This is a genomic window from Roseofilum halophilum BLCC-M91 (genome assembly GCF_030068445.1).
GTDB classification, from domain to species: Bacteria; Cyanobacteriota; Cyanobacteriia; order Cyanobacteriales; family Desertifilaceae; genus Roseofilum; species Roseofilum halophilum.
Genome location: NZ_JAQPOK010000038.1, coordinates 1 through 14242, shown reverse-complemented (window position 1 = coordinate 14242; position 14242 = coordinate 1). Strand labels below are relative to the sequence as shown.

Genomic DNA, 14242 nt, shown 5'->3' with positions numbered 1-14242 from the left:
AATAAACTTAGTTTAGCGCACTTAACGCTAAATTGACAACGGAAAGAAATTAACATCACGGCGGTTAAAACCGCTCGTGTCGCATTTCATCCCCCACTTAAAAGATGGAGGCTTTCATGCTCCCGCTATTTTCCCGTAAGGCTTTCAGTCCTAAGTCCTTTCGATACAGCACTTCGCGATAGTGTGTTTACAATAATCTTCTGTAGGGGATTTCCAGCCGGAAAGCCCCTACATACGGGCTTTTGAGCGATTAATTGAATTGGGCAGTAATCCGACTCATGGCTTCTTCCACATTCTGCCGACTGTTGAACGCGGAGATACGGAAGTAACCTTCTCCCGCAGCGCCAAATCCTGAGCCAGGCGTTCCAACCACATAACACAAATTGAGTAATTTGTCAAAAAAGTCCCAACTCGACAGTCCTTGGGGCGTTTTCACCCAAATATAGGGCGCGTGAACTCCACCATAAACGGTTAATCCAGCATCGGAGAGCTTTTGACGGATGATTTGGGCATTTTCGAGGTAAAACTTGATTAAGCCTTGAATTTGGCTTTGTCCTTCTGGGGAATAAACCGCTTCTGCTCCGCGCTGCACAATGTAGGAAACGCCGTTAAACTTGGTGGATTGGCGGCGATTCCACAGTTGATGGAGGGTGACTTCTGTACCGTCGGCAGTCTTGGATTTGAGACTCTTGGGAACGACAGTATAGGCACATCGAGTTCCCGTAAATCCGGCATTTTTGGAGAAGGAACGAAACTCGATCGCACATTCTCTAGCCCCTTCAATTTCATAAATGGAATGGGGAAGCTCTGGATCGGTAATAAACGCTTCATAAGCCGCATCAAAGAGAATCACGGAACCATTGGCTCTAGCGTAGTCTACCCAAGCCTTGAGGTCAGCTTTAGAAGCTGTTGCCCCCGTAGGATTATTGGGGAAACAGAGATAAATCAGATCGACTCGGCGATCGGGTATTGTGGCAGTAAAGTTATTGTCGGCTGTAATGGGCAGATAGAATAAGCCTCCATATTCTCCCCGATCGTTAACCGGCCCCGTATTACCCGCCATAACATTGGTATCCACATACACGGGATACACCGGATCGGTGACGGCAATGGTGTTATCCTTGCCGAAAATATCGAGAATATTGCCGGTATCGCACTTGCCACCATCGGAAACAAAGATTTCCGAGGCATCAATTTGGCATCCTCGCCCTTGGAAATCCTGGCTGGCGATCGCTTCCCGTAACCAAGCATACCCCTGTTCTGGGCCATATCCCTTAAATGTAGCGCGATCGCCCATTTCTTCCACTGCCTTAATCATGGCCGTGCGGCAAGCTTCTGGCAAAGGTTCTGTTACATCCCCAATGCCTAGCTTAATAATCGGAGCATCCGGATTAGACTCGGCGAACCCTTTTACCCGTCGGGCAATCTCCGGGAACAAATAACCCGCCTTCAATTTGAGATAATTTTCGTTAATCGTGACCATTGTGGCTTTCTTGAGACTCTTTCTACCAGCTTAGGCGTAAACCGGTATCATAGGAAGAGCATTTATCCAGCCAGAGCAAGGGGTTCTTCTGGTAAAAATGCCAGGACAATTTGGTCAGAAGGCACACCTAGATCGAGTAAGTCCTGGGTAATGCCCTGCTCCATGCCATCATATTCCAGATAAATGCGCTCATCTTGCAAGGTAATGTAGATCAGGTTACCGCGCACCCTACACCCTTGGCTCCAACCCGTTTGCATCAGGGCATAGCGGTTTTGCGTTTCATCAAAAACCGTATCTAGACGAATTTCCCCGTGAGAGGGAGTTAAGCGAGCATATTGGCTAATCACCTGTTTGACTATATCTCTTAGAGTCGCGGTATCCATTGTTTTACCTCTACAGTTTCCACATCTACAATCAATAGATTCAGTGGCAAGTCTCGGATAACCAGTTTGCCAATCGGTTCTTGAAATAGCTCCTTGTACACTTGGGTACTTACTGCTAGGTAGAGCGATCGCTCTGGGTCAACCTGTGCTAACAGTAGTCGATACAGGGTATATTGACCCATGGCTTGTTCGAGTTCAACCATAGGAGATTTGCCGCGCAGTTCCTTAATCTCAATGGCAATGCGGTAGTTGCCGCGCTCGGCTCCGATAAACTGTCCAGTTATTCCTAAGTCTACAAACAAAAATCGCTCCCCATAGGAGATAAACGTAGGGATCGTCAGTAATTCTCCACCCTTCTTGTTGTAGGGCGGCTTTAACCTGAGCATGAATGGCATCTCTAGAGGGCATTACTTGAGATAATTTTCGTTAATCGTGACCATTGTGGCTTTCTTGAGACTCTTTCTACCAGCTTAGGCGTAAACCGGTATCATAGGAAGAGCTTTAATCATGCTGTGAAGTCCAATTATCCAGAGCCGATGAATTATCTAGTTGCCGTATTGCGCGATCGCATTCAAGCTGAAGGAGTCTACTGTGCCTTAGAAAAAGCAGGCTTACCCACTGCCCAAGTGAATATCTTAGGCAAAGGTTACAAAAGTGCGGATGAGTTTGGCCTGATTAACCCCAACCAAGCTGCCCAAAAACAAGCTCGACTGATGGCAACATGGCTCATCCCCTTTGGTTTTTTTGGTGGTGCTACCTTTAGCGTGATTTCTGGACTCAATACTTTTGCCTGGGCTGGAGAAATCGGCAATCATATTGTCGGTGGTATTTTAGGTGCGGGTTCTGGTGGATTAGGAGCCTTATTTGTCGGCGGTGGTGTCGGTTTAATTAGCGGTGGTGGCGACGCTCTCCCCTATCGCAACCGCTTACGAGAAGGGAAATATCTAATTGTAGTACAAGGTTCGAGTAGTTTAATTGAAGAATCTACCACGATCATTCGTCCCTTTGAACCGGAAAGTCTGCAAGGCTATACTGCACCCAATCCATCCTAAACCCTAACTATGCTGAGAGTGATTGAAGCAAGTTAAGTACAAGAGCTAATCGCAGAACTCGATCTCTATCTTCAGGAGTTTTATCCCGATGCGAGTAATTATTAATCCTTTGATATTACTGGAGTGGGAGCATCTTGCTCCCTAAGTTTTTATAGCTGGAGTAGGAGCATCTTGCTCCCTAAGTTTTTATTACTGGAGTGGGAGCATCTTGCTCCCTAAGTTTTTATTACTGGAGTGGGAGCATCTTGCTCCCTAAGTTTTTATTACTGGAGTGGGAGCATCTTGCTCCCTAGGTTTTTATAGCTGGAGTGGGAGCATCTTGCTCCCTAGGTTTTTATAGCTGGAGTGGGAGCATCTTGCTCCCTAGGTTTTTACAGCGCTTTCTGCTTCGCAGACATGAAACGCGCGGTAATAGGTAAGAGGTAATGGGTAATTGGTAGTCAGGTTGCAGAATGGGATCGCGCCTATAGCCAGGCGAGATCCTAGAGACTGTATACGTCACACTTCATTTTCTGGCCAATAGTCGCTGTTTAGGGTTTGGTCAATAGAAAAGGGGCAGAGTTCTGGAAACTCATCAATGTTCATCCCGGTTTCAATAGCAGCTCGCTGGCGTGCTTTTGCATAACAGCCCTCGAAAATTTGGTTAAAATAGTTAGTCAAGCTGGGGCTATCTCGAAAGGCTTTTTGAATGCGATCGCGATGTTCATAGATGGTATAGCGCCAGCTATTGGTCTGTTTTTCCGGTTGATATTGGTACTTGAGTAGGTGCATGAGCAGAATTTCCAGGTTACTCTCGATCGCCCGTTTCTCGCTTTTGCCCATGTCTTCGAGTTCTTCTGCGAGATGCTCTAGATCGATGCGATCGAGTTGGCGATTCCGCAATAATTGTGATGTAGTTTCCAGCCACAGGTAATAGTCGCGATCGTAGAGATCGCAGAGGAGATGGCGATCGGCTGCGGTTTCCATAGCCCTTATGCTGTTGCCTTTTCCGCTACTCTAGCACAGGTTAAAGCCCTATATGACAAGCGAGCAAGATGCTCGCACTACAGAAGCACGAAATTTCCCTCAATCAAATCGTCACAGTACCATTCACATCTCCCGCAACCAAAGCAGTGGTTCTGGCTAAATCACTAAAGTTGCCTGTTGCAGTAAGCGCACTACCACTTAAGTTATTGATCGCAAAACTCCCTGCCAATGGATCTAGAGCATTATTCGTAACTGTAACAGTCGCTAAACTGCCTGTACCAGCTCGAATAGCTAAACTATTGAAGCTAGTGCTGACATTGTTGCCTGTAATATTGATTGCTGCACCAAAAGCTCCATCTCGCAAACGAATACCCGCATTACTTGCACTACCAGAAGTATTGGCATTGGTAATCGTATTATCAGAAATAGTTACATTTCCAGTGGTAAATCCTCCTATATTATTACCAATTTGAATAGCATCTTCCGTCGTATTGGTAATGGTATTGTTAGAAATAGTTCCTCCATCAATTCCACTAACATTAATCCCTCGGCTAGTGGTTCCAGTAATATCCTGAATTTCGTTATTCTGAATAGTTAAATCGGTAACACCCAGCAAGAAAATACCATTTCTATCTGTAATACCCCCAGTCGTTGTGATATTCCGAATCAAGTTATTGGATATCATCAAGTTTTCGGTCTGGTTTAACGCTGGATTCGTTTGGATAGGATTGAAAATGGCTGATTCGTTCGTCACATTTTCAATAATATTGTTGGTAATGATGGTGTTATTTCCAGCATTTCGGGTATTAATCGCAATTTGACTATCTGGCGGATCAATGCGGAAACCATCAATTTCCACAAGGCCTGTGTCTGGACTTAAACTATCAAAGGTAATAGCGGGACTTAGACTTCCTGTAATATTGGCTTCTGCACTACGGGCCGCATTTCCTGCTACTCCTGCATTGGGGCCTAGCAAACGGATACTTCGGGTAATTGACACTACCTCCGGATAATTTCCTTCCCTTACCAGGACAATGCCGGGATTAGCATTGGTGGCTGGGGGAGGTGCATTATCACCACCTGCCGCTTGAATGGCAGGGTTAATTTGGTCAAAGGCGTTTATCCCAACTACGGCTTGACCTCCTTCCACTGTTGCATTTGCAGTTGTATAGGCATCATCAACATAAACCGTTTCGTTATCGTAAATGGTGGCTTGACCAGCATTCGGTGTACCGAGAACATACGCACCACTGGCTGCTAGAGTTACATCAACTGTTGTTGCACCATCAAATAACAAATCATCAATGGGAGTAACGGTAATCACTGCTTGGGTTTGACCCGCAGGAATAGTAACGCTACCACTGAGCGATTGATAATCTGTACCATTAACTGCTGTGCCACCCAACGTATAGTTGACGCTAAGATTGGTTGCTATATTCCCTCCTGTTCGAGTCACGGTAAATGTAGCAACATTAGAACTATCATTTTCTGCGGCTACACCATCAATCAGCTCTAAGGTAACTGTTGGTTGAGGAATGGGAGTACCTAAAAAATTAGCGCTTGATAGACTATTCGGAGCGACACCAACGAGGGTCATCATTGCAATATCGTCATTGGTAAAACCAGCAATTCCATTTCGCTCGATGTAAATCAAAGAATCGCTAGTTCCGGTAATGTAAGTTGCACCTACAGTCGAGCCAACACTACCGCCAACATTAACCGGAAGACCTCCAAAGGTTAAGGACAGCGGACTGGGTGGATCTTGAGTATTATCTAGATCGACATTGGGAACAACAAGAGTTTCTATTTCAATTTGGTCTTGATTGACATCAAATGCAAGAATATAATCAGCTTCAGATTGAGAAACTGCCGGGGGAACATTACTAATATTTCCTACAGTTGTGGGTGACGGATCTAAAATAGCATTCAGATTATAGACAAAGCGGTCTGTTCCATCCCCTCCACTTGAACCATTAAAGCCACTGAGGGTGTCACTACCAACGCCGCCTTCAATAGTATCTTGGTCATTTCCACCAAGGATACTATCATTACCATCTTCACCACGCAGTGTATCATTTTGATCGCCACCAAGTAGTGTATCATTGCCTGCACCACCGAGTAAGCTATCGTGACCGATATCGCCTGTCAACAAGTCAGAGCCAGCATTACCATTGATCGTATCCTCGCCATTGCCTCCAACTAGAGAGTCCCCTGAGCCAGTTTCGTCTCCACCTTGAATAGAGTCATTTCCATCACCTCCTGCAATGGTATCTATTCCACTATTACCACCACGAAGAATATCATTGCCTGCACCTCCTAAAATGGAATCATTTCCAACACCGCCAACGATGCTGTCATTACCATCTCTTCCAGAGTAAGTCTCATTGCCATTTGAGTCTTCACGACCAATAGTATCATTACCAAATCCACCGTCTATGGTGTCGTTGCCTTGAACAGCATCATCACTTGCAGGAATAATGGAATTGACTAGACTTGCGTCAACGTCCAGGTAATCATCGCCATTACCTCCCAAGATACTATCGTTATCACGACCACCGGCAACAGTATCGCTACCCCCAAAGGTGTCAGCATTATTAAAGTTAACGCCTGCCAAGATGGTGTCATTTCCGTCTCCACCTTGAATCGTATCGCGACCCAATACTCCTCCAATGAGAAGATCGTTACCTGCTAGTCCATCAAGATTGAGGTCAAAGTTTAGGATGACTTTTGCTGAATTCGAGGTCTGGTTTGTGGTCGCGTTTCTGGCCGTATAGTCAAATCCTCCTGGGTTTAAGATATTGGGAATAAACGTGATGGTATCACCAGCTAAATCAACTGAATTACCAAATGGATTACTGACACTATCAACCACCAAATTATTATTCGGTAAATCGTTAGCTAAGATGTCAGCCGTATTGATGGTAATGGGAACAGTATTACTAGCGTTAGCCTGTTGAGCAAGAGAGTCATCACCCGATGTCCCTGTCACTGTTGCCGAAAAGCCACTTAACGTATCTGGATTAGCCTGTAATGGAATAGAAGAGGGCAACTGTAAAATTGCCTCAGCCAAGGCAAACATATTGGCACGTTTATAACTGGCATTGGTGTTAGTGACATTATCATCTTGAGTGTCTCCGTCAAAAATCGTATCACCAGTCTCTTTGAGCATTTGTTCAAACTCAGCAGGGGTCAATTTTCGACCTAGAGTTTGCATTGCCAACTGCTGCGCCAAAGCTGCCATTCCTGCTACATGAGGTGCTGCTTGAGATGTGCCTGATTTTTCGTTAAATTCACTTCCAGTACGATTAGCACCCTGAATCACTGCTCCTGGTGCAAAGACCGTGGTAAGAGTAGGATGACGTTGAGAAAATGCTGTAATTTTATCTGCACTGGTTGCGGAATCTTCCGCTCCTCCTGCATAGGATCTACCATTGACATCAGTATCGTAAACTGCACCTACAGAAATCACATCGGGGTGAGCAGAAGGGTAAGCCACTCCAGGATTACTATCATGTTCAAAGAAGTCATTACCGGAAGATGCAACAACAATTACTCCAGCTTCTCGAAGTTTTCTAAGTTCTTCTTGAACACTATACAATTCCTGGGGAGTTTGGAAATTACTGCTGTCTTTTTTTTCATCTCCATCTACATCTTTATCTGTGGTTGATAAAGACATATTGACACTGACAATGTTGTATCGATCCTTATTGGAGATGCCGTTTTCTTCTTGTAATATCCATTGCAGTGCTTGTTGCTGAAAAGCCGTGTTACCCGTACCTACTATTTCGCCAGTTTCTTCGTCTACTTTTTGACCAAATACTTTAAAATGAATAATGTTGGCACCAGGAGCAACCCCTGGGTACTGAGGATCGGATGATGCAATTATGCTAGAAACATGAGTGCCATGGCCATTAGTGCCTGGTGCATCGTCAGAGGCATCTTTGTCAGAGTCGGCATAATCATAGGAATGAATAACTCTATTGCCAAATGCGGGATGATCTTTGTGAATTCCAGAATCTAAGACGACAACAGTGTACCCACTTCCATCTACTGCGGTGAAACGAGGATCGGCGTTTAGAGTATTTAAACCAATTAACGGCCCGGAAATATCAGTATCAATTGTAATGGGGACATCAATACCATCGGTAGTTACTCCGGGAATTTGCGGAGTAATGCGGGTATTGAGCAAGTAGTTGGTAGGAGCATTGCTGGTTATCCGGAGACGATAACCACCGCCAGGGAGTTCTCCGGAGATGACGGAGGTGTTGTTGGCTAGTTGTCCGTTGAGGACGATGTTACCTTCTTCGTCTAAGACATCGACAGTTGCCAAGGCGGTAAGTCCAGTTAGGGATAACTCGAAGGTGTTGGTTGCGCCGAGGCTGAATTTGTAATAGTCGGCGGCATCGCTACCGCCGATGCTTTGGGAGAAGGTGCGGGTGGTGGAGGCAAAGAGGATGCTGGTGGCGGTTTCTAGGGTGTTGCCGGGATCGGTTTCTATGGCAATAACTTCAGCAGCAGGTGGGAGTATGGAAAGACTCGGTGCTGGAGAAGGAGAAGGAGAGGGGGAGGGAAGATCGGGTACGGAAGGCGGGGGTGAGGGAGCGGGAATGTTGAGGAGGAGGTTGGTGAATTGGGATGAGTCGAGGGTAGTTGCGTCGATGCCTTGGAAGATGCCGATAATGGCTCCGGTGCTGCGATCGCTCACTACACTATCTTCTCCCCGTTGACTCACCAGTAGACTATCAAAGGTGACTCCAGCAGCCAAGCCAACTCGATCCTGTCCTGGGGTAAAGTCCAGGATGATATCTTCTCCACTGCCTAGAACAAAGAGATCTTCGCCAGAGCCGCCCACTAGGGTATCGTCGCCTAAGTCACCGTAGAGGATGTCGTTGCCGCGATCGCCAGAAACCCAATCATTCCCCTGTCCCCCGCGCACACAGTCATCCCCTTGACCCCCATGTACCGTATCGTTGCCCAAATTTCCATTCACATAGTCGGCATCTGGATTGCCGACGATCAAATCATCATCGAGTCCTCCCCAGATACTATCTGCACCCCTTCCGCCTAAAAGGACATCATTTCCTTGGTTACCATAGAGTTCATCATTGCCCGCATTACTAGCAATAATATCTCCACCCTCCAATCCCCAAATGATGTCATTTTCTTGGGTTTCAACGATTAAGTCATTGTCTTCTGTTCCGAAGCGAATCATCAGTCTAGTCTCCTAGTGGGTAGATAGTTAGCCCTTGCAGTGCGGGGGTTAGAGCAGAAAAAGAGGTGAAATCAGAACAATTCTGATTTCAGTCCCTCTTGCGTTTATGTCTTCGTGTCTCCACACTAACTTATCTATTTTAGCTAATAAAAACGGTTTTAAAAATTAAAATAAATTGATCTTTCTTTTGCATTTTTTGGGTCAAATTACTAATAGTATCAGATTGAAGCGCAAAAACTGACTCACTTTGACTCATTTTTCGACAGTGGAGCGATCGCCCGTTGCCCTCTGCCCCAAAAATGTAAATTTATGTAACAATTTCGCCCAAAGCGCATAAAAATCGAGGTCAAAAACTGAGAACCCTATAGAGGAGTCATGCGCTTCTCTAGTTGTTGCGATCGCAAAATAGGGTTATGGCAGATACACTCAAAGCTTCCAAAGCAGGACTAGACCTCGTTTACAGAGCCATTCGCCAAAAAGGATGGACAAAAACTCAAACCGCGCTCTGGTGGACAGATGCCCAAACCTCTCAAGCCACCCTACGCAGATTTTGGCGCAAAATTGCCATTGATCGACAGGCCTTTCAAAAGATTTGTCAGGTCGCGGGAGTAGACTGGGAGAGAGTTGCAGAAATTGAATCTTTGTCCGATTCACCAGAAGAAGATAACAATCGAGGCTTATTAAGGGAATTGAGCCTGATTGATTGCCTCCTGATTCTACTACTGCTGAGAATCTAACTCTGGCGATCGGGTCATACAATAGGATATCTGGATTAAAATATCTGGATTGGGTTCCTAGGAGGTTTTTCTCGTTTTGACAGATGCTTGTTCTCAAGATTCCGGCTCTGAAAACCGCCCTTCCCCTCCCGAACAATCGAAAAGATCGCCAAATTTTGGCGATCGCTTCAAAGCCTTGTCCTCCAAAGTCTCTCAGGCAATGGGCTTTGAATGGATGTACTTTCATCTCAATTATGCAGACTGTGTAGAACTCTATGCACCTGAATCCGTAGTTGCCGCTTATGTCAACGATCACCCCAGTTGGTTTACCCGATGTGCCCTCCCCATGAAAGCCATCCCCATTGGGGACAATAGCTATGATTTACTCATTGGTCGCTATGGGGCGCTTCAATTTGAAGTCGAAGTCAGAATCGGACTCGAACTCATCCCCCGTGACGAAGCCGGAGTTTATCGCATCTCTAGCATTGATCTGCCTGACTATACTCCCCCAGGGTATGCAGTCAACTTTCATGGGCAATTTTATCTGGCTGAAGTGCCCTGTTGTCCTACCCCGGAATATTTTCAGGAACTGCAAACTTATCTGATCTTGCCCTCACCCCTACCGGAAGTGATGACGCGCTGGGAATGGAGTCTAGACTTAACCGTAGGTGTGAAATTTCCCCAGTTTATCCATCGCTTACCCCCATCTCTGATTCAAAGTACCAGCGATCGCCTCTTAGCGCAAATTGTGCGCGAAGTATCCCGCCGTTTGGGTAAAAAAGTACAACAAGACTTTCATCAAACCCTGTCAATTAGGGAATAGGCAAGAGGCAAGAGGCAAATTCCCCCCGTCTCCCCATTCCCCTACCCCAACCCTGCCATCCTCTGTCAGAATAGATTAAACTGCGACTATTATTTGCGCTTCCGGCCATGGCCTACTGCTTAAACCCCAATTGTACTAACCCCGAAAATCCACAGAGTGCAGAGGTCTGTCAAAGCTGTGGAAAACCCCTAACTGAGCTACTCAGGGGGCGATATCGGGTACTTAAACCCCTGGGACGGGGGGGAATGGGTCGTACCTATCTCGCCGTCGATGAAGACAAACTTCGCAGTTTCTGCGTAATTAAACAGTTTTTTCCCCAAATTCGAGCCACAGGGGAGAGACGGGAGAAATCGGTGCAAAAGTCTACCGATTTGTTTTACCAAGAAGCCATGCGCTTGCATGAGTTGGGAGAACATCCCCAAATTCCCACCCTGTTAGCCTATTTTGAACATCAGGAACATTTGTATTTAGTGCAGCAGCTTATTCGGGGCCCTACCCTCTGGCAAGAATTAAGGCATCAAGGAGCATTTAGCGAAAAACAAATCTGGAATTTACTCGAACAATTATTACCAGTTTTGGGGTATGTTCACAGTTATAAGGTGGTGCATCGGGACATTAAACCAACCAATATTATTCGCCGTAAACAAGACCAACAACTGGTATTAATTGATTTTGGCATTGCTAAACAATTAACGGCTACCGGCATGGCAAGGGTAGGGACGAAAATTGGCACAGAAGGCTATGCTCCCATGGAACAAATCCGCAGTGGTCGCGCCTATCCGGCCAGCGATCTATATAGTTTAGGGGTGACTTGTATTCATCTGTTGACTGGGTTATCCCCCGATGAATTATTCGATCCGTTAACGGGGAATTGGCTATGGCGGGAGTGCTTAAAAGAACAAGAAACAGTGATTAGCGATCGCCTGGGACAAATTTTAGATAAACTGCTCAAAGATATTGTTAGCGATCGCTATCAGTCAGTGGAGGCCGTAATTGCTGATATGAAACCCGTGCCCAGTCCTCCCAGTGTAATCATGCCCGAAGGGTATGTGATTTGTCCTCCAGGGGTTCAAGATTGGCATTGTATCCATACCCTCAGTCACCATAATGGCAAAATTGAAGATTTAGCCATTCATCCCCAAGGTCATCTTTTAGTCAGCTCCAGTGAAGATAAAACCCTGTGTTTATGGCGGATGAGCGGGCCAAAATTAGAGAAAGTATCTCTGCTATCTACCTTAACGGGTCATGATGCTTCAATCGGATCTGTTGCCATTCATCCGGAGGGAGAATTACTCGTCAGTGGGAGTCACGACCGAAAAATTATGTTTTGGCATTTACCCGAATCTGGCGATCGAAACCTGATGGAAACAGAACCGATTTTAGTCTTAACCGATCATCGAGATTGGGTCAATGCTGTGGTCTTTAGTCCCAATGGCAGTTTATTAGCCAGTGGCTCAAATGATAAAACCATACGAGTGCGGCAGTTAGCGGTGACTCCGGATGGAGAATGGGAGCAGTTACCCCTGTTAACCTTAACGGGTCATACCGATGCCGTAAATACCTTAGCTTTTAGTGCTGATGGTCGCTGGTTAGCCAGTGGGGGAGAAGATCGAGTCGTTAAGGTTTGGGAGGTGGAAACGGGAAGCCTTCATTTGAGTTTACCGCGCCATGCTCAACGGATTAATGCTTTAGCGTTTAGTCCCCATCATCAGATGTTGGCCAGTGGCAGCGATGATGGTACGATTCGCGTCTGGGATGCTCTCAAAGGTCATCAAATCCGCACGTTAACAGAACATAGCGATTCTATTTTTGGCTTGGTGTTTAGTCCCGATAGTCAAGTGTTGTTTAGTAGCAGTCGCGATCGCACCATCAAAATCTGGGACTTAGAAACCTGGAAGGTCGTGTCTACCTTAGACGATCACTCCTGGTGGGTCAAGGCGATCGCCTTAAGCCAAGATGGACAAACCTTAGTTACCGGTAGCGGTGATGCCACCATTAAGATTTGGCGATGGATTTAGGGCAGCCCTATTCTTCCATATTTAATAAGACTTTTAAGACCCCTTTTTGTTGAGCTAATTTAAACCCTTCCAGACCTTCGCTGAGGGGATATTCTGCCTGAATTAAACGATTAATATCAATTTGATGGTTTTCCAGTAGAGCTAAGGCTTTGTCAAAGGGGCCGCATCGCGATCCAATGACCGTGATTTCATTCACCACCAGGGTAGAAGCATCGAAGGTGAGCTGCCCCGCATAGGTGCTTTTGAGGACAAGAGTTCCCCGTGGACGCAGGGCGCGAGCGGCGATCGCAAATCCTTGGGGATTACCGGTACATTCCACGGTGCGATCGAATGTCCCCTCTTTAACATCATCCGCAAACCCTACGGAAATTCCCACAGCTTCTAAATTAGCTAACTTCTCCCGATGACGACCGATCGCCAACAAGTCACATCCGGTGAGCGCCAAGCTTTGAGCCACCAACTGCCCTAATTTGCCATCTCCAACCACTAAAACCCTATCCTCTGGAGTAATCGATACCTGCTCTTGAATTTCTAAAGCAGCAGCTAACGGCTCCGTAAATGTGGCGGCATTCGTCTCTACCCTATCGGGAACCGGATGTAAATTTTTAATCGGCAAAGTCAAATAATCTGCAAACGCTCCATGGCGATTGACAATGCCTAACACCGTCCGGTTTTGGCAATGGGTGGGTTCTCCACGCCGACAGAAGCGACAGTCTCCACAACTAGCATTAATTTCCCCCACCACCCGTTGATTGACCCAATTTTCCGGCCCTTCTGCCACGACACCGACAAATTCATGGCCGAGAATTCCCGTGTAGGGATAGTATCCGCGCAGCAGTTCCAAATCCGTATTACAAATACCAGCACGCAACACTTTGACTAAAACTTCTCCTTCTGGAGGAGTGGGGGTAGATAAGTCTGTTCGCAGTTGTAGTTGTTGGTTTTCCAGCCAAATTCCTTTCATGATCGCGGGTGGGGTTAACAAATTGCTATCATCGGTTCTATCCTATCTATCATAACGGTATCTCCATTCTGCAAAACTTATTTAACAATCACGGGGGTTCCCAACTCTGTCCAGTTAAAGAGCCATTGGGCATGATCGACGGCAACATTCACGCAGCCATGGCTGACGGGTGTACCAAATTGATGATGCCAGTATGCGCCATGGATGGCATAGTGACCGGAATAGTACATGGTATAGGGAACATCGGGTAAATCATAGCCATCCCCTCGCATTCGGGCGACTTCATGTTTGGATTGAATGGCGAAGCTGCCCCTAGGGGTTTCATCAGAAAAATTGGGTCTGAAACCCCGCCCTTCCAGGGCGGCTTTACTAACCATAGGCTACCACAATTACATCTTAGGTGCTACAATGTGAGAATTCCTTTGAATCCCACATGGAAAGAGCATTTAACTACCGATTTTACCCAACCTTAGAGCAAGAGTCGCTATTGCGGCGCACTTTGGGTTGTGTAAGATTAGTTTACAACAAAGCGCTCCATGAAAGAACTCAGGCTTGGTACTCACTACAAGAAAGAGTAGATTACGCTCAAACCTCTTCAATGTTGACTGCCTGGAAAAAACAAGAA

The 14242-nt window shown here is 46.1% G+C and carries 12 protein-coding genes and 1 pseudogene; 5 read left to right on the top strand and 8 right to left on the bottom strand.

Features of this window, described 5'->3' with window-relative positions:
• Positions 1-250: 250 nt before the first annotated feature.
• The 4 genes from PJF56_RS04990 to PJF56_RS22040 all read right to left on the bottom strand — a co-directional run bounded on the left by PJF56_RS04990 (position 251) and on the right by PJF56_RS22040 (position 2274).
• A complete protein-coding gene (locus PJF56_RS04990) occupies positions 251-1483 on the bottom strand; it encodes an LL-diaminopimelate aminotransferase (protein WP_283761544.1) in 1233 nt (410 codons plus the stop codon).
• A 62-nt stretch (positions 1484-1545) separates the two neighbouring features.
• Entirely contained in the window at positions 1546-1866 is a 321-nt protein-coding gene (locus PJF56_RS04985; protein ID WP_283761543.1) for a XisI protein, read from the bottom strand.
• A complete protein-coding gene (locus PJF56_RS04980; protein WP_347179445.1) occupies positions 1848-2168 on the bottom strand; it encodes an element excision factor XisH family protein in 321 nt (106 codons plus the stop codon). Before PJF56_RS04980 ends, PJF56_RS04985 begins: the two co-directional genes overlap by 19 nt.
• On the bottom strand, positions 2098-2274 hold the full coding sequence (locus tag PJF56_RS22040; protein ID WP_347179444.1) for an element excision factor XisH family protein: 177 nt from the start codon (positions 2272-2274) through the stop codon (positions 2098-2100). The genes PJF56_RS04980 and PJF56_RS22040 overlap by 71 nt, the downstream gene beginning before the upstream one ends.
• A gap of 128 nt (positions 2275-2402) precedes the next feature.
• On the opposite strand from PJF56_RS22040, the gene PJF56_RS04975 reads away from it, so the two are divergent.
• Complete coding sequence (locus PJF56_RS04975; protein ID WP_283761541.1) at positions 2403-2918, top strand: hypothetical protein; 516 nt, start codon at positions 2403-2405, stop codon at positions 2916-2918.
• Between the two features lie 498 nt (positions 2919-3416).
• Here PJF56_RS04975 and PJF56_RS04970 read toward each other — a convergent pair whose 3' ends face one another.
• Complete coding sequence (locus PJF56_RS04970) at positions 3417-3884, bottom strand: DUF29 domain-containing protein (protein ID WP_283761540.1); 468 nt, start codon at positions 3882-3884, stop codon at positions 3417-3419.
• Between the two features lie 103 nt (positions 3885-3987).
• Positions 3988-9096, bottom strand: coding sequence for a S8 family serine peptidase (locus PJF56_RS04965; RefSeq protein WP_283761539.1), 5109 nt, complete (start codon positions 9094-9096; stop codon positions 3988-3990).
• Positions 9097-9509: 413 nt separating this feature from the next.
• On the opposite strand from PJF56_RS04965, the gene PJF56_RS04960 reads away from it, so the two are divergent.
• From PJF56_RS04960 to PJF56_RS04950, 3 genes are all read left to right on the top strand, one after another.
• Entirely contained in the window at positions 9510-9833 is a 324-nt protein-coding gene (locus PJF56_RS04960) for a hypothetical protein (protein ID WP_283761538.1), read from the top strand.
• A 76-nt stretch (positions 9834-9909) separates the two neighbouring features.
• A complete protein-coding gene (locus tag PJF56_RS04955; protein WP_283761537.1) occupies positions 9910-10635 on the top strand; it encodes a DUF1997 domain-containing protein in 726 nt (241 codons plus the stop codon).
• Positions 10636-10742: 107 nt separating this feature from the next.
• Positions 10743-12653, top strand: coding sequence for a serine/threonine-protein kinase (locus PJF56_RS04950; RefSeq protein WP_283761536.1), 1911 nt, complete (start codon positions 10743-10745; stop codon positions 12651-12653).
• Between the two features lie 7 nt (positions 12654-12660).
• On the opposite strand, the gene PJF56_RS04945 is transcribed toward PJF56_RS04950, so the two are convergent.
• A complete protein-coding gene (locus PJF56_RS04945) occupies positions 12661-13617 on the bottom strand; it encodes an MDR/zinc-dependent alcohol dehydrogenase-like family protein (protein WP_283761535.1) in 957 nt (318 codons plus the stop codon).
• Between the two features lie 77 nt (positions 13618-13694).
• Positions 13695-13937: pseudogene (locus PJF56_RS04940) on the bottom strand (L,D-transpeptidase); the annotation flags it as partial.
• A 113-nt stretch (positions 13938-14050) separates the two neighbouring features.
• Between PJF56_RS04940 and PJF56_RS04935 the strand changes: the two are divergent.
• A partial coding sequence (locus PJF56_RS04935) for a helix-turn-helix domain-containing protein (RefSeq protein ID WP_283761533.1) occupies positions 14051-14242 on the top strand: 192 nt, incomplete at its 3' end.